Annotated in this window: 13 protein-coding genes; 11 read left to right on the top strand and 2 right to left on the bottom strand. The window is 37.7% G+C overall.

Translation table 11 applies throughout. The annotated features are described in order from the left end of the window. Positions 1 to 4: 4 nt before the first annotated feature. Positions 5 to 1,636, top strand: coding sequence for a response regulator (locus tag QKW49_RS19510; protein WP_282864310.1), 1,632 nt, complete (start codon positions 5 to 7; stop codon positions 1,634 to 1,636). A 301-nt stretch (positions 1,637 to 1,937) separates the two neighbouring features. On the opposite strand, the gene QKW49_RS19515 is transcribed toward QKW49_RS19510, so the two are convergent. Continuing rightward, complete coding sequence (locus tag QKW49_RS19515) at positions 1,938 to 3,149, bottom strand: transposase (RefSeq protein WP_282863267.1); 1,212 nt, start codon at positions 3,147 to 3,149, stop codon at positions 1,938 to 1,940. Positions 3,150 to 3,388: 239 nt separating this feature from the next. Then, the gene (locus QKW49_RS19520) at positions 3,389 to 5,176 is read right to left on the bottom strand and encodes a sigma-54-dependent transcriptional regulator (RefSeq protein WP_282864311.1); all 1,788 of its coding nucleotides are present in this window, start codon (positions 5,174 to 5,176) and stop codon (positions 3,389 to 3,391) included. Between the two features lie 350 nt (positions 5,177 to 5,526). Here QKW49_RS19520 and QKW49_RS19525 point away from each other — a divergent pair, with 350 nt between their 5' ends. The 10 genes from QKW49_RS19525 (at position 5,527) to pdxA (ending at position 16,295) form a co-directional block, all read left to right on the top strand. Further along, on the top strand, positions 5,527 to 6,612 hold the full coding sequence (locus QKW49_RS19525) for a C4-dicarboxylate TRAP transporter substrate-binding protein (RefSeq protein ID WP_282864312.1): 1,086 nt from the start codon (positions 5,527 to 5,529) through the stop codon (positions 6,610 to 6,612). Between the two features lie 84 nt (positions 6,613 to 6,696). After that, a complete protein-coding gene (locus QKW49_RS19530; protein ID WP_282864313.1) occupies positions 6,697 to 7,182 on the top strand; it encodes a TRAP transporter small permease in 486 nt (161 codons plus the stop codon). After that, positions 7,179 to 8,471 carry a TRAP transporter large permease gene (locus QKW49_RS19535; RefSeq protein WP_282864314.1) on the top strand — a complete coding sequence of 431 codons (1,293 nt, stop codon included), beginning with the start codon at positions 7,179 to 7,181 and terminating at the stop codon, positions 8,469 to 8,471. Before QKW49_RS19530 ends, QKW49_RS19535 begins: the two co-directional genes overlap by 4 nt. Before the next feature lie 21 nt (positions 8,472 to 8,492). Next, positions 8,493 to 9,470, top strand: coding sequence for a hypothetical protein (locus QKW49_RS19540; protein WP_282864315.1), 978 nt, complete (start codon positions 8,493 to 8,495; stop codon positions 9,468 to 9,470). Positions 9,471 to 9,866: 396 nt separating this feature from the next. Further along, positions 9,867 to 10,919 (top strand): TRAP transporter substrate-binding protein DctP, encoded by a 1,053-nt coding sequence (dctP, locus tag QKW49_RS19545; RefSeq protein WP_282864316.1) that lies wholly within the window; start codon positions 9,867 to 9,869, stop codon positions 10,917 to 10,919. Between the two features lie 94 nt (positions 10,920 to 11,013). Then, positions 11,014 to 11,541, top strand: a complete 528-nt coding sequence (locus tag QKW49_RS19550; RefSeq protein WP_282864317.1) for a TRAP transporter small permease subunit — start codon at positions 11,014 to 11,016, stop codon at positions 11,539 to 11,541. Then, positions 11,541 to 12,821, top strand: coding sequence for a TRAP transporter large permease (locus QKW49_RS19555; protein ID WP_282864318.1), 1,281 nt, complete (start codon positions 11,541 to 11,543; stop codon positions 12,819 to 12,821). The genes QKW49_RS19550 and QKW49_RS19555 overlap by 1 nt, the downstream gene beginning before the upstream one ends. 18 nt (positions 12,822 to 12,839) lie before the next feature. Further along, entirely contained in the window at positions 12,840 to 14,009 is a 1,170-nt protein-coding gene (locus QKW49_RS19560; protein WP_282864319.1) for an amidohydrolase family protein, read from the top strand. Between the two features lie 46 nt (positions 14,010 to 14,055). Further along, positions 14,056 to 15,210: an iron-containing alcohol dehydrogenase gene (locus QKW49_RS19565; protein ID WP_282864320.1), complete on the top strand. Its 1,155-nt coding sequence runs from the start codon at positions 14,056 to 14,058 to the stop codon at positions 15,208 to 15,210. A gap of 38 nt (positions 15,211 to 15,248) precedes the next feature. Then, positions 15,249 to 16,295 carry a 4-hydroxythreonine-4-phosphate dehydrogenase PdxA gene (gene pdxA, locus QKW49_RS19570; protein ID WP_282864321.1) on the top strand — a complete coding sequence of 349 codons (1,047 nt, stop codon included), beginning with the start codon at positions 15,249 to 15,251 and terminating at the stop codon, positions 16,293 to 16,295. The last annotated feature ends 1 nt before the right edge of the window (position 16,296 follow it).

Consider the following 16,296-nt stretch of genomic DNA (forward strand, 5'->3'; position numbering starts at 1 on the left):
AATAATGATTAAGGTAATGGTTGTAGATGATGAGTCTTTGATAAGAAATCTTATAAAAAACTCTATTAAATGGGATGAAATAGGAATGGAGATTATAGAAGAGGCATCTGACGGGGAAGAAGCACTGGAGAAAGTTGAGATATTTAAGCCGGATTTAATCATAATGGATATTAACATCCCATTTATAGATGGTTTAAAGCTTTCACAAATCATACATCAGTGCCATCCTAGAATCAAGATTATAATTCTAACCGGTTATCAACAGTTTGAGTATGTACGGGCAGCCATAAAGATTGATGTATTGGGTTACATTGTTAAGCCAATTAACGCAAAGGAGCTAAGACAGGTACTCATAGAGGCTAAGCAACAAATATATAAAGATAGGGACCAGAAAAAGTATGTCGAGGATTTGGAACGTCAGGTAAAGGATGGTTATAATATACTTAAAGAAAAGTTTTTAAATACACTTATTCAAAAACCTATAAGTAATCAGTCTGATGATAACATCCAAAGACTTGCTGAAAAAATGAGATATTTTAATTTAAAGATATCTCCGGATCATATAGCCGTTATGGTGATGGAAATTGATCATTTAAAAGGAAAGTATTATACTGAGCAACAGTGTAAAATATTTAAACAAAAGGTACAGGAAAAAGTTAGCGACATCATTTCAAAATGCTATCATGCAGTTGTATTTTCGGGCCCTAACGATCTTATTGTAATCATACTTAATGAAATACTTGAAGGTGACTGCACAGAAAAAGTATCTTTCGAGGTAGTTGGAAAAGAAATCATAAACAGGGTTAAAGACGAATTGGGGCTTTCGGTTACAATCGGCGTTGGAGGTACATATGATGAATATACGAAGATATTCTTATCATTTCAGGAAGGGTTACGTGCCCTTGAGAGTAAATTTTTCGAAGGAAACGGACGGATCATTAAATATCAGCGTTCCAAGCACGCAAGGGCTATGAATAACATATTTGTGTTTGGAGAAAAAAATCAGGTTTTGATCTGCATTAGGACGAAAAATATGAATGAACTTAAAAATATAATAACTAACGCATTTAACGCTATGATGGAACAGAATACACCTCGTCATAATGTTCACATGGTTGCGATGGAACTTGTCTCAATTGGGACAGAATATGTTTCTGCGAATAATATTTATCTGGATAAAGCAGTAGAAGAGCATAAGGATATATTTGAAGTAATAAGAACGTTAGACACAATGGATGAGATGAAAAATACAATAATGGATTTTTATAAACATATAATAGGTGATATAAAAAAAGAAAGAAGACCGGAGACGCTAAAGCTGGTACAAAAGGCGAAGGAGTATATAGAGTCTAATTATTATAAGTATGATCTTTCACTGGAGGAGATTGCTGAAAGTCTTGTCGTAAGTCCGACCTATATAAGTAATATTTTCAAAAAGGAAGTAGGATATTCTGTTATTGAATATCTAACGGAGTACCGCGTCAAAAAGGCAAAGGAAATTGTGGACCAATGTAAAGATATGCAACTTTCAGATGTTGCACAGAAAGTTGGCTATAACGATCCATACTATTTCAGTAAGTGCTTCAAGAAATATTATGGACTTTCTTTTTCTAAATATATTGAAAACAAGATTTAGATAAGGAATGAAAGAACCGGAAAATGCTTTCTGGGCGGCAAAAACAAGAAACACCTGATTATGCTTCTTTTACAGCTACTTTAACATTACGAAAAATGCGGCAAGGTGGGGTTCTGTCTTGTCGCATTTTATTAACTGAGGATATTTCATAATTCAAAAATCAAGAATGTGGATAATTCCTACTGATATTTTTGAAATTGTGCAAAAAAAGGTTAGACTATCCTTACAATAGATAGTTATCCACAACTATATAGTTTTGAAATTAAGAAATATCATCTCCTGTTCCTTGATAATTAAAATACTAAGCTGCAATATTTTTTGATTGTTCTGCTTTTGTAATTCTTGTAGCAATAATTGCAATGCAGGCTAAATCCATGAATACTTTTGCTTTTTTTAGCCCTGCTACACGCAGATTGTTTAAAGCATAGTTTTCTTTTCCATCACCAAAAAAGCGTTCAACGGATGTTCTTTCATCATATAGATTGTCCCATGCTTCTGTTCCTCGTAATGGATAAGATATAAACCGTGGATTATCCTTAATTTTAACTTTGCCAATGTATCCTGATTTTGTACTCGTACACCAACTTGAACCCATAGGACAATTGGCTTTTCCGCAAGCGTGGGGACATAATAACCGAATGGTTCCATTATCATTTCCACCATTCACATACGGATAATTCATGGTGCAAACAAGTTGACCTTCCCAGTTAATGCCTTCAGGTGGAGTTTTCGTATTTCTCCAGTTAATTGGCATAATAGCTTGAGCACCAAATGATACAGCATGTTGATAGATAGATGGTATATCATAGCCTGTATCCATAATGTAGTAAGATGGTTTGAATAAGTCTTCATAATCTGCCTTAAGCTTATTCATTAGTGGTATTGCCATTACCATATCTGCAACATTTGCAGGGGTTATGATGTACCCTAATGGGATTCCGCTTGTTGTATCTACTACAGCATGCATCTTCCAACCAAACCATTTTATCATATTGCCATTGGTATCTTGCTTGGCACCCCAGTGAGGAAACTCTGGATTGTTTTCTGGTATTTTTGATTTTGGTACAGCATGCTCAAAGGCATCAATTTTCGATGCATCTATTGAGACATGGGAACCATTAATAAGTCCCAAGGTTTTGGCTCTACGAACCATTCTCTGAAAAGTTTTTTCAAGTACATCGGTTTTAGAGAGCTTTTCTATAAACCTAGAGAAAGTTGAAGCACTAGGCGTTTTGCCAATAGTATCAAACCCGCAGGTTACTCTTAAAACGGGGTCTGTTTTCAACCTTTTAACTAATGCTTTAATAGTAGGTATTTGATCTATTTGCATTGCAAGTAAAGCATTGAGCAAGCTGGTATACGCAAATCCTTTAGGACCACGTTTGCTGACATCAATTTTAAAAGTTTCAAGCATAATTGAATAATCAATAAATGTTAAAACAGCTTGTAATTTTGTTAATGGTTGAATTTCTATAATTTGCTCTAAAGTAAATAATGTTGTTTGCCGATTCATAATTCGTACAACGTTTACTCCTTTCTGTGGATTGTTTGGACGAATTATTTATCGGATTGGGGTAAACTATTTTTTATGCTTTTTTCTAACCTTGTGTTTTCAAGGATTAGAAATTATGAAATTAACTCAACTACTAACCGGAGAGAATAATCAAGTGCTAGATATTTAATTCTCTTATACGTTCCTCACCTCATAAGATATATTTTATAGAGTGACCATTTTGCTGGGAGTATAAACAATTAATCACGGGATTTTAGCATCCTCCATAGGGTGCTTCGGCTGATCCCCAGTCGCTTAGCTGCTTTACTATGATTTGTTTTTTCTTCATTCAAAACAATACGTGCAATATCATAATTGATATCTTCTAAAGATTGCTCCAGGTTGATATAGTAATCCTTATTAGAGCCAGCGGACGTATAAGGCATTTCTCTTTTTAACATAGCGGCAGTTTTTTCCAAAGATATATAGGAAGTTGAGGTTGTAACCACCAATTCTTTTAACACTCTTTTGAACTGATCTAAATTATATTTCCAATGAAATTCCTGTAATAAATTCATAGCTTCCGGTTCGAAGCCGATAATTTGTTTTCCTAAGGAGGCATTCAGCTCATTAATATAGAGACTGGCCAAACTTGGTATGTCTTGAGCGCGTTGATGTAGCGGAGGCAAGCGTAGTGTTAAGCAGGATAGTCTGTTCATCAAATGCAAGCAGATAGGATGATTCTCTCCTTTCTCTTCATCACATACGAAGGAGAAAAGCATATGATTCCTCTTACATAACTTTGTACACTCAATGAATTCAAATAATTCTTTAGCTCGACGTTCATTTAAAACACCAACATCTTTTAAGTAAAAAGTGCAGTTCATACCGTTAAAAGGAGAGTCGGTATTTTTAAAAAGAGACGTCCAATGCTTATCGTTTATAAAGCTGCAGTCGATAATATAGAATGGATTGTTCTGGAATGGACCATTCTCATAAATCAGTGATGCAACTTTATCTTTGCCTGTTCCGCTTTCTCCTATAATAAGGATAGGGAAGTTGCTTTTGCTGTATTCTTCGATGGTTGATCGAATATTTATGTTAGAATGTACACTGTTATAATAGTTGTGGTAAAAATGGTTAATATCATCACTTTTATTCACTAATTGAATACCATTGACGTCTGAAATTGCCGGGAAGGTATTAATATGTAAGTAAACTAGAATAAAGATTTGTCCATCTACTTGTACATTTTTACCTATGATTGAGAGCAGGTAATCATTCCATTTTTTTTCAATTCTATGTTCTTTATTTTTTATAAAGGTGGGCAAAGATTTTTTGATAAAATCAAGGATGTCGGAATATGGGTCTGTTTTGCTGAGAGAAGTAAATACCAGTTTGCTGTTTTCATCATAAATAAAGGTGTTGTAAGAAGATTCCAGGAGAGCATAACGCATCATGAGGTATTGTTGTCTCATGTGGGAATAACTTCGGCATATTTTAATTGCCTGCTCAAAAGCGCTTTCAATACTTTCGTACCCGGATGTAATCAATATGGCATTTAGGCCGACTTGTCTTGCAACAGTGCTGGTAATCATGTCGCATAAGACCATCCCGTACTCTCGTTCTTTGAGTGTATATAGGCAGTTCTCCACGTCGGTTTCACTGGAAATAGTAAAAATATCGATATCGTATTGTAATAAGTCGCATAGTAACTTTGCGCAATTAGTAATGCTGGGAAATCCTACAATTGCGAACTTTGCGGTTGAATTTTCTGCTAATTTTATAGCGCGCAGAACATCATAAACAGAAATGGAGACTTCGATAACCGGAATATCAACAGAATTACTAATCATTTCTGCAGTCCCGCCGCGGGAAATAATAACATCATATTCAATATCACGATTTTCTTGAACAATCTCAACGCCGCGATTAAGGTCTCCTACGTAAGCTGTTAGGTCGATTTCCTGTTTTTTTGCGGCTAGATTCAACATGATCCCTTTCATTCCCTCATAAGGAGCAATTGCTAGAATTTTAATTTTATCCATTTCAGAGATTCCTCCTAAAAAGTGTGTTAATATAAAACAATTATACTAAATGATAAGTGAAAACACAAGAGAATGCAGAAGATGTTCAAATATAAAACATAATAATCACAAAATTCTATTGTGTAATATAACGATCTTCAGTAGAATTATATAAAAGAAGACATAACTCCGCGAAGGGATTAAATATGAAACGGGCCTGGCGCTTGTTGTGTCGTAAGGCAATCTTTGGGATGCTGGGAGGGAGGTGGGCTGTGTTTGGTTAAATACATAATGGCTGTATTTAATCTGGAGAGATTGAAGAGTTGTGATGATGAACAAAAGAGAATGAAGAAGTGAAAGGGGAAATTAAAATGTTGAAAAAAGTGTTGGCACTATTGATGGTATTGGTATTGGGAGTAACTATAATGGTAGGCTGTGCGTCTAACAAAGAAAGCAATCAACTCGCACCTGAGAACAATGCACCTTCTGGGGCGGAAAAAAGTGATGCTGCAAAAAGTGATGGTAAAGACGGTAAAAAGGAAAAATATGTAATTAAGCTGAGTTATGAAAATAATGATGGAGATCCCATTGACCAAGGATGTGACCGTTGGGCTGAATTGGTAAAAGAAAGAACAAACGGTGCAGTGGAAATTCGAATATACCCTAGTTCGCAGTTGGGTGCAAAAAAAGATTTAATTGAAATGATGTTAATGGGCCAGAATGTAGCGACCATTGCAGATGGCTCATATCTGATGGATTATGTCCCTGATATCGGAATTGTTATGGGGCCGTATGTTCTTGAAAACTGGGATCAAATGTTTAAGTTGACTGCAAGTGATTGGTGGGCGGAACAAGCTGGCCTTTTAGAAAAAGAAGGAATTAAGATTGTGACCAAGAACTGGATATACGGGGATAGGCATTTGCTTACCAAAAAGCCTGTAGCAAAACTTACGGATTTGGCCGGTGCGAAGATTCGCGTTCCCAATAATGACATTTCGGTTAAAATGTTCAATTTGTTAGGGGCGGCATCTACTCCGATGGCATTATCGGAAGTATATACAGCGCTGAGTCAAGGGGTTGTAGATGGAGTGGAAAATCCTTTAACAGTGCTATATGATAATAAGTTTCAGGAAACATGCCAATATTTAACTCTTACAGGACATCAAAAGACTTTTAGTACATTTGTTATGGGAGAAAAATTCTTTAGTTCACTACCGACGGAATATCAGAAGATTATTATGGAAGCTGGAGATGAAGCTGCTAAATATAATAATGAAATCTATCAAAAGCAAACAGCAGAGATGTTAGATAAATTTAAAGCAGCGGGTGTAGAAGTATCTGAACTATCGGATTTGGAAGATTTCAAAGCGGCTGTAAAGGGATTGTATGATTCTTATGAATCGGAAGGTACCTGGACAAAAGGTTTGTATGATAAGGTTCAGTCTATTATAAAGTAGTGAAAACACTATATTTACTAGCTTTGAATTGTGGGTGGAGCAGCATGCTTCTTGCCCACAATTTTTAGTGATGGGGGGATTTTTTTGAAAAAGCTCTTAAAAGTTTTAGGTAATTTGGATTTGCTTATTTCAGGTGCATCATTAAGTATTATTGTTATTACTACCATAGGTGGAGTTTTTATGCGTAAGGTTGTTGGAAAACCTTTTGCGTGGTTGGAAGAAATACAACTGCTTTTTTTTGTCTGGTGTGTTTTGTTTGGCGGTAGTGTAGCATTTAGGACCGGAAATCATGTGGGTATTGATTTGGTTGCTGAACGATTAAGACCTAAAGCGAGGAAGGTTTTGGATATATTCATATATATTATTACAGTAGCAGTTATTATTTATATTCTTAAGGGTTCTGCTGAACTTACGATGCAGGTCACTAAAAAAGTAACGCCGTATTTGAAAATTCCATATACGGTAATTGATATTGCTGTACCTATAGGGTGCTTATTTATGATTGTGCAATACACGGTTTTGTTTGTGAAAAATATATTTGGTAAAAATCAAGGGGAGGTTGGAGAATGATGTCGCCAATAGCAATTTCGGCTGTGGTTTTATTGGTATTATTGTTTATGAATGTTCCGGTATTTGCGGCGGTTCTGGGCGCATGTATCGGGTATTTTATAGTGAATCCGGAAGCCGGTATTACTGGAGCATTGGCAGCGCAGCGTGTGATTAGCGGCATGCAATCCATACCCATTCTTGCGGTGCCGTTCTTTGTAGCTTCCGGTGTATTGATGAATTATTGCGGAATTACCGAGCGGATGCTTGATTTTTGTAAAGTATTAACCGGACATATGACGGGTGGTTTGGCGCAAGTGAATATTGCGCTTAGTACCTTGATGGGCGGTATGTCGGGCTCTTCGTTGGCTGATGCAGCTATGGAAGCTAAAATGCTGGTTCCGGAAATGGAGAGAAGCGGATACGGCAGAGGTTTTTCGTCAGCGGTTACGGCAGCATCGTCTATTATTACGCCTTTAATTCCGCCGGGGATAGCGGCGATTATCTACGGGAGTATTACCAATACTTCTATTGGTAAGCTATTTATTGCAGGTGTCGTGCCTGCAGTCATATTGTGTGCATTGATGATGATTATTGTCAATGTAGTTTCTAAAAAAAGAGGTTATCCGAAACTTTCGGATAAAATGGCGTCGAGGGGGGAACTCTGGAAGTCATTTAAACCGGCATTCTTGCCGCTTTGCTTGCCTTTTATCATTATCGGAGGAATTCGATTTGGCATTTTTACACCTACGGAGGCGGGTGCTATTGCGATATTGTATGCCTTGATTCTTGGTATTATATATAAAGAGCTTAGTGCGAAACATGTGGTTACGTGTATCAAAGAGACTGTTGCTACTACGGCGTCTATTTTGCTTATCGTAGGTGCGGCAACCTGTTTTTCGTGGGTATTGACATGGGAGAATGTCCCTCAGAACATGACTAATCTAATGATAGATATATGTAAAAACAAATATGTATTTTTATTGGTTATAAATCTTTTCTTGTTGTTTGTAGGGATGTTTATTGAAGCAACGGCTGCACAGATAGTGTTGGCGCCTATGCTGGTGCCGGTAGCGGTAGCTTTTGGCATAGATCCGGTTCATTTTGGTATGGTTTTTATATTTAATATGGCAATCGGTTCTTTGACTCCGCCTATGGGTAATTTGATGTTTGTGGTGTGCGGCGTAACAAAATGTAAAACAGAAGAGTTTATACGTGCGAGTGTGCCGTTTTATATACTGTTATTTGCTATGTTGTTGTTGTTGACATATGTTCCGTTTCTTACGACGGCATTGCCTAATCTGCTATATTGACCTTTGAAGTGAGGTGATGTTATGAAAATAATAAGAACTATTTTAGGAGATATTCCATATAACGAAATTGGTATTACAGATTCGCACGATCATTTGATTCGGAGTGGCGGGCCGGAGATAGGGTTGGATAAAGCATTTTTGATGGATGATGTGAATAGTGCAATTGAAGAGTTTGAGAGATATATTGCAGCCGGTGGGAAAACGATGGTGTGCATGGATCCTATCGGGTGTGGGCGCAATGTGGCTAAAATGATAGAAGTAGCGAATGCTTGCCGGGGTAAGGGCCATATCATGATGACTACGGGCTTTCAGAAAGGCAACAATTATTGTCCTAATACTTCTTTTCTGGCTACGGTTGATGTAAATAAAATTGCGGATTTGATGATTGCTGAGATTGTAGAGGGAATGGACTATCACAGCTATAACGGTCCGGTAATAGAGAGAACAACGGCGAAAGCCGGATTGATTAAAGCCGGAACCAGCTATCGTTTGATTACCAATTTGGAGCAGAAGGCTTTAAAAGTTGCAGCTATTACCCAAAAAGAAACAGGGTGTGCAATCTCGATGCATACCGATTTTGGCACCATGGCTTTGGAAATTGTTGGAGAAATCAAAAAGAATGGGGGTTTGCCTGAAAAAACCGTATTATGTCATATGCAGAGAAATCTTGATAAATATTATTATCGTCAAGTGCTGGAAACGGGTGCCATCATTTGTTTTGATGAGCCGAACAAACCTCAGTACCGCCCGGATGCAGTGATTGCTGAAACAATTTTGTGGTTGGTAGAGCAAGGATATGAGAAGCAAATCGTATTGGGAATGGACGGCGGGCGAATGGAAGCGCTGGCTGCCTATATGGAAGAAAAGGGAAAGGCGAACGGTTTGGAGTACTTGCTGACAAGATTTGTTCCGGTATTGAAAGAAGTTGGTGTTAAGCAGTCGGCTATTGACAATATGCTGATATATAATCCGGCGAATGTTTTTGCGATAGAAGTTTAATGAATTGTCTGGGTAGAGGAAATAAAGTGATATTTTCATTCGGAGTGCGTATATAAATGAAACAAAGATTTATAATGGTATGATAAGTAATTTTAAATTTATAATTATGTTTATAATTGAAACATAATTATATAAAAACAACATTGTATAATGTAACGATATTCAGTAAAATTGTTTTACAGGATACATAATTTCGAAATAGGATCAAATATGAAACGCGTCTATTCTCGGTTGTATCACAACATGTATTACAGTATGTGAAAAAAAGTGACGGAAAGGAGGCGGGTGTAGCTTACACTCTGCAAATAGCTTGATTTATTCCATGGAGAAGTGAGAAAAAGCTTCAAGTCTTTATGCTTAGCCAATGAAAAAAGTAAAGTGAGAGGGGTAGTTAAAATGTTTAAAAAAATGTTTGGGTTGTTAATGGCAGTGATATTAGGAGTATATATGATGGTAGGTTGCTCGTCCGGAAAGGAAAATACTCAAACGGCACCTGCTGAAAAGGGAGAAGTACAAAAGGCTCCCCAAAATGCGAAGACGGATGCATCTGAGAAAATAGAAATCAAATTTGCACATGCAGATAATGAAAAGAGTATTTTCCATAAGGGAGCCCTAGCTTTTAAGGAAAAGGTTGAGGAATTATCAGGTGGAAGTATGTCGGTAAGAATATTCCCGTCAGGCCAGCTTGGAACATTATCCGATACGGCACAGGGAATACAGATGGGAACCATTGATGTCGCACCTATTTCAGCTACGGTATTAGCTAATTTCAGCCCTTCTATTGCCGTGTATGACTTGCCGTTCATTATTGAGAATTATAAGCATGCATACGCGTCTTTAGATGGTGAAGTGGGGGATGTTTTAGAAAAAGAATTGGAAGGCCAAAGTATGCTTGCTAAGGGATGGTGGACATTAGGCTTCAGAAATGCTACAACAAGCAAAGATGTTAAATCTATAGATGATCTCGCAGGACAAAAGATCAGAACGCAAAACTCACAAATACATCTGGCAATTTTTAAAGCTTTGGGAGTAGACCCGACACCGATGGATTTCAGTGAATTATTTACAGCCTTACAACAAAAAACTGTAGATGGTCAGGAAAATCCGTACGTAAATATTTTACAAGCAAATATCTTCGAAGTAAATAATACAATTGTAGAAACTGAGCATGTATTCCAGGTTGCCGGCCTCTTAGTATCTCCAACTTTGTGGGACAAACTTACAGACGAGCAAAGAAACGTCATTGATAAGGCAAGTGAGTATGCTACAGGAATTGAGCGCACTGCATGTGAAACAGAAAATGAAAAAGCAAAGGAAGTTTTACAGAAAGAACACGGAATGAAGGTTGTGGCGGTAGATAAAGCAGAATTACAGAAACGCACTGCTTCTGTGTATGATGCTTATCCGCAACTGGCGGAATTAGTTAAGAAGGTAAAAAGTTATAAATAATTCTCAAATAATAATCAGAAAACATGTAAGTATATGCAACCTACAAGCCGTAGGTTGCATATGTTCATTAAATAAAAGTATTGGGGGGAAAACGGTGAAAACATTTCTCAGCTATTTGGAAAAAGTGAATAGTATTACTTTTTTATTGGAGAGATGGCTTTTGATTATAGCAGTTGTGGCGATGGTAGGCATTAATTTTGTGCAGGTTTTATGCCGCTATGTTTTTACATACAGTATTCCATGGTCCGAGCAGAGCAGTGTAGTGTTATTTATGATGATGATCCTAATTGGTGGGAATCTCGCTATGAAAGAAGACGGTGAAATAAAAATAGAGATTGTCAAGTTTAGAGACGCTAAGAAAGATAATATATTGCGTTTAATAGTAGATATTATTGCACTTGTTGTATTGATGCTGCTTTTAATTAGTGCTGTTTTAATTACACAACAAGCATATAAGCGCCCGCAGGTACTATCGGCACTTCCTTTAAAGTATTATCATCTTTATGGCATGATGATCATAGGGTTTACTCTAATGGTTATCCAAAAGCTTACAAATATTATAAAAAAAATAATCAAGGCAGTTGGTGGTCATAACGGTGATGTAGAGGGGGTAGCTGAATAATGGATCCGATTGTTGTATTACTGGTTGTTTTTATAGGTACGTTGTTAATAGGGCTGCCAATTGCATGGTCATTAGCTTTATCATGTATAAGTTCCTTGGTGTTTGTTGACGGTTTACCATTGATGCAGATTGCGCAAAAAATGTATTCCGGCGGAGAAAAGTATGCATTAATGGCAATTTTCTTTTATATGCTGGCAGGTTCTATTATGCAGCACGGAGGCATTTCATCAAGGCTGATCAATTTTTCTAAAGCGCTGATGGGACATATGAGCGGTGGTTTGTCGATGGTCGTAATTATTACTTGTATGCTTTTTGCGGCATTATCAGGCTCATCTATTGCTACCACTGCAGCAATAGGTGCGATGTTATATCCGGAACTGGTAAAGGAGAAATATCCAAAGGGATATTCGGGTGCATTGCCGGTTGTTGGCGGAACGCTGGGAATTGTTATTCCGCCAAGCATTGTATTTGTCGTATATGGGACGACAACAGGTACATCTGTTTCAAAACTCTTGATTTCCGGTATCGTACCAGGTGTTTTAGCGGGAGTTTTTATGTGTATATATGCTTATATCATTGCTAAGAAGAACAATTTTCAAAAGACAAGTGAATTTTCTTGGAAAAATCTATGGATAACAACCAAGGATGCCACCGGTGCTATTCTTATGCCGGTAATTATACTTGGCGGAATATATTCAGGGATCTTTACACCGACAGAATCTGCTGCAGTTGCGGTAGTATACGGACTTATTGTTGCATTTTTAGTTTATAAGGAATTAACCATACAACGGTTTTATCAAATTGTTCTTGAGAGCGTGAAAGGAACTGCCAATATTCTTTTGCTCATTATGGCGGCAAGTTTATTCGGTTATGTTTTGACAGTGAATAATATACCCAGTATGTTTACGGAAGCAGTAGCGGCATTGATTACTAATAAAGTTACTTTTTTAATTTTTATCAATGTTTTATTGATTTTCCTTGGAATGTTTATGGATTCCGGTGCAATTATCCTAATTGTCGCTCCGCTTATATATCCGATTGCGATGAAATACGGGATCGACCCTGTACATCTTGGATGTATTGTTGTATTTAACCTTGCGGTAGGGCAAGCGACACCGCCATTTGGAAATTGTTTATTTGCAGCTGTTTCCGCAACAAAGCAAGATATTGTGACGTTAAGCAAAAATGTTATTCCTTTTGTTGTAATACTTTTTACAACTGTATTTTTGGTTTCGTTTATTCCGGCTTTGGCTATTTGGCTGCCGTCTTTAATGAAATAAAAGAAGGAGGTATGTACATTGAAATATGACTTCATTATAAGAAACGGCAATGTATTTCATTCATGTTCAGGAAAAATACAAGTAAAAGATATTTATGTGAGAGATGGCATTATTGTGGAGAAGTCCGATGAAGAAAATGTGGAAGTTGAGTCGGAGAATATCATTGATGCAGAGGGTAAATATGTGTTGCCTGGGCTGATCGATGAACATGCACATTTAAATCTATACGGAACAATGATTGGAGCAAATGCAGATATGGTCTGTATTCCCAATGGTGTTACAACTGCGGTGGATGGAGGAACTACAGGCGCATCGGGTTTTGAATTGTTCTATAAGCATAATATTGTAAGCTATGAAACGGATGTACGGGCATATCTTAATGTTTCTACTTTTGGCAATAAGAGCTTGTGTAAGCATGAAGAAGATCATGACCCGGCCGATTTCAGAGAAGATTTGATGGCAAAACTGTTTCGGAAATACCCGGATATCCTAAAGGGTGTTAAAGTCAGGATGTGTAAAGGGACTTTAGGAGATTACGGAATGTCGCCGCTGTTGAGAGCCATTGAGATTTCGAACAATATTAATAAACTTGGTTTCCATTGCCCTATTATTGTACACTATGACGATTTGCCTGACAATGTTGGATTGGAAGCCTTGGTAAATATACTGAGACCGGGAGATGTATTAGCTCATGTTTTTCAGACAAAAGGAGAGACAATCTTCGATAGCAACGGAAAAGTGGTTGACTGTATAAAAAAAGCCCAAGAAAGGGGCATTATTATGGACAGCTGCAACGGCAGAGTCCATTGGTCTTTCGAACACTTGAACAGGGCTTTTGAGGATAATTTTTATCCGGATATTATTAGTTCGGATTTGGTAAGAGTCAGTGAATATGTAAGACCGGGTTTTTCATTGATTCATGCGATGTGTGTGTTCTCTGCTGCCGGTATGGAAATGAATAAGATATTTAAAGCGGTGACCTATACCCCGGCAAAATCATTGGGAATATTGGGTAAAGCAGGTACTTTGGATACTGGCAGTAAAGCGGATATTGCAATTATTGATGTGATGGATACAAATAAAGTATTTTATGACAGGTATGGAGGACAGCGAATAGGTAATAAAATGTTTATACCGCTTCTTACGATGAAAGAAGGAAGAGTCGCATATAGACAAATTTATTTTTAATATAAATGGCTAAGTATAAAAAACAAGAAAATGAGGAGAAGAATATATGGGAATTTATCAGGTGAAAGTCCCGTCATGTACTTATGGCGGAGAAGGAAGCATTGAAAATATAAAAGTAATTTTAGAAAAGGAAAAAGCCCAAAAGGTTATGGTTTTTACTGATGAAGGGATTAAAACAAGCGGCTTATTGGATGTTTTGTTAACACAACTAGAAGAGATGAAAATGTCATATCAAGTGTTTAGTAATCTGATTCCGGAGCCTAGTTATCATGATGTGGAAGCCGTTATGGAAGAGGCTGGGAGTTGTCAGGGTGATTTGATCATCGCTATTGGCGGCGGCAGTGTAATGGATGCTGCGAAGTTGTGTGCTGTTTTAAAAGATGCACCTTATACGGTGAAGGATTTGTTGAAAAATCCGGGTTTGGCCCAGAAAAAAATGAAATCCATTATGATTCCTACCACATGTGGAACAGGTTCTGAAGCAACTTGCAATGCCATTGTGGCTGTGCCTGAAGACAATGTAAAAGTAGGTATTGTCAGTGAAAGCATGATACCGGATTATGTGGTATTAGACGGGCTGATGATTAAAGGGCTTCCCAAAGCAATTATTGCCGCAACCGGAGTAGATGCGCTGGCACATGCGGTGGAATGCTATACTTCTAAGAAAGCCACTCCTTTTAGCGATACCTATGCAATTGCGTCGGCAAAATTGATTTTTTCCAACATCAAAGAAGCATATGCCAATCCGGAGAACATGGAAGCAAAAAATAATATGCTGCTGGGAGCCTATTATGGCGGAATTTCCATTACAGCAAGCGGGACCACTGCGGTTCATGCGCTTTCCTATCCTTTGGGAGGAAAATACCACATTGCTCATGGTGTGTCAAATGCAATCCTGTTTGCCCATGTGATGGCATTCAATAAGGATGCATGTGAAAATAGGTTGGCAGTTCTTTGCGACGCGATAAGGCCGGATTTATCGGGAAACAGCATATCTGAAAAGGCACAATACATTATTGATGAGATAGCGGAGATTGTTAAGTATACAAATATTCCTACCGATTTGAAGGAATTTGGAGTAAAGCCTGAAGATATCGACTTTTTGGTTGATGCAGGCAGCAAGGTAACGAGATTGTTGTCGAATAATATGAAAGAACTCAGTTTGGATGATATCAGAAGCATCTACGAAAAAGTTCTATAATATGCCGGTTTGTTAAGAAAGAAGGAGGACACGAAGTTATGGGCAAAAAACCTATTTTAGCAATTACAATGGGTGATCCAGCCAGTATAGGACCTGAAATCTCAATTAAAGCCTTAGCGAAAAACGAATTGTATGATATTTGCAGACCGCTCATTATCGGAGATGCAAGAGTGATGGAAAATGCACTGAAAACAGTAGAGGTAGATAATCCTATCACGATTCATGCAGTAAAGTCTGTTGAAGAAGCCAAATTCACATATGGAATGATTGACGTATATGATTTGGATTTGGTTGATACAAATTCGTTGAAATTAGGAGAAATTTCGGCCGTAGGAGGGGAAGCGGCTTTTCAATATGTAAAGACAGCAATTGATCTTGCTATGTCGGGAAAAGTGGATGGAACAGTTACCAATGCTTTGAGTAAGGAAGCTATCAATTTGGCCGGCCATCATTTTTCGGGACATACCGAAATATATGCTGAATTTACAGGGACAAAACAGTATAGTATGATGCTTGCTCATGAAGACTTCAGAGTTGTACATGTTTCTACGCATGTTTCGTTGCGGGAAGCATGTGATAGGGTAAAGAAAGACAGAGTATTGGAAGTAATCAAACTAGCGTATCAGGCATGCTTGGATTTGGGGATTGAAAAGCCTAAAATAGGTGTTGCCGGATTGAATCCTCACTGTGGAGAAAATGGAATGTTCGGATGGGAGGAAATTGAAGAAATATCTCCGGCAATTGAAGCTGCACAAGCGGAAAACATTGATGCGATGGGTCCGATACCCCCGGATACTATTTTCTCCAAGGCAATTGGCGGATGGTATGATGTAGTAGTTACGATGTATCATGATCAAGGGCATATTCCTGTTAAAGTACAGGGGTTTGTATATAATCGGGAACTTCAGATGTGGAATGCAGTTGCAGGGGTGAATGTTACGTTGGGACTTCCGATTGTAAGGGTTTCTGTTGATCATGGAACAGCTTTTGATCATGCGGGAAAAGGAGATGCCAATGAATTGAGCTTAGTAAGCGCAATTGAGTATGGTGCAAAACTGTCTATGAATAAGATGATGAAAAAATAGG

The sequence above is a fragment of the Petroclostridium sp. X23 genome (assembly GCF_030013905.1).
In the GTDB taxonomy this organism is placed as follows: Bacteria; Bacillota; Clostridia; order SK-Y3; family SK-Y3; genus X23.

Coding starts and splice junctions, on each gene's coding strand:
- QKW49_RS19510 (WP_282864310.1), top strand. CDS start 5: ATGATTAAGGTAATGGTTGTAGATGATGAGTCTTTGATAAGAAATCTT.
- QKW49_RS19515 (WP_282863267.1), bottom strand. CDS start 3,149: ATGAATCGGCAAACAACATTATTTACTTTAGAGCAAATTATAGAAATT.
- QKW49_RS19520 (WP_282864311.1), bottom strand. CDS start 5,176: ATGGATAAAATTAAAATTCTAGCAATTGCTCCTTATGAGGGAATGAAA.
- QKW49_RS19525 (WP_282864312.1), top strand. CDS start 5,527: ATGTTGAAAAAAGTGTTGGCACTATTGATGGTATTGGTATTGGGAGTA.
- QKW49_RS19535 (WP_282864314.1), top strand. CDS start 7,179: ATGATGTCGCCAATAGCAATTTCGGCTGTGGTTTTATTGGTATTATTG.
- QKW49_RS19540 (WP_282864315.1), top strand. CDS start 8,493: ATGAAAATAATAAGAACTATTTTAGGAGATATTCCATATAACGAAATT.
- dctP (WP_282864316.1), top strand. CDS start 9,867: ATGTTTAAAAAAATGTTTGGGTTGTTAATGGCAGTGATATTAGGAGTA.
- QKW49_RS19555 (WP_282864318.1), top strand. CDS start 11,541: ATGGATCCGATTGTTGTATTACTGGTTGTTTTTATAGGTACGTTGTTA.
- QKW49_RS19565 (WP_282864320.1), top strand. CDS start 14,056: ATGGGAATTTATCAGGTGAAAGTCCCGTCATGTACTTATGGCGGAGAA.
- pdxA (WP_282864321.1), top strand. CDS start 15,249: ATGGGCAAAAAACCTATTTTAGCAATTACAATGGGTGATCCAGCCAGT.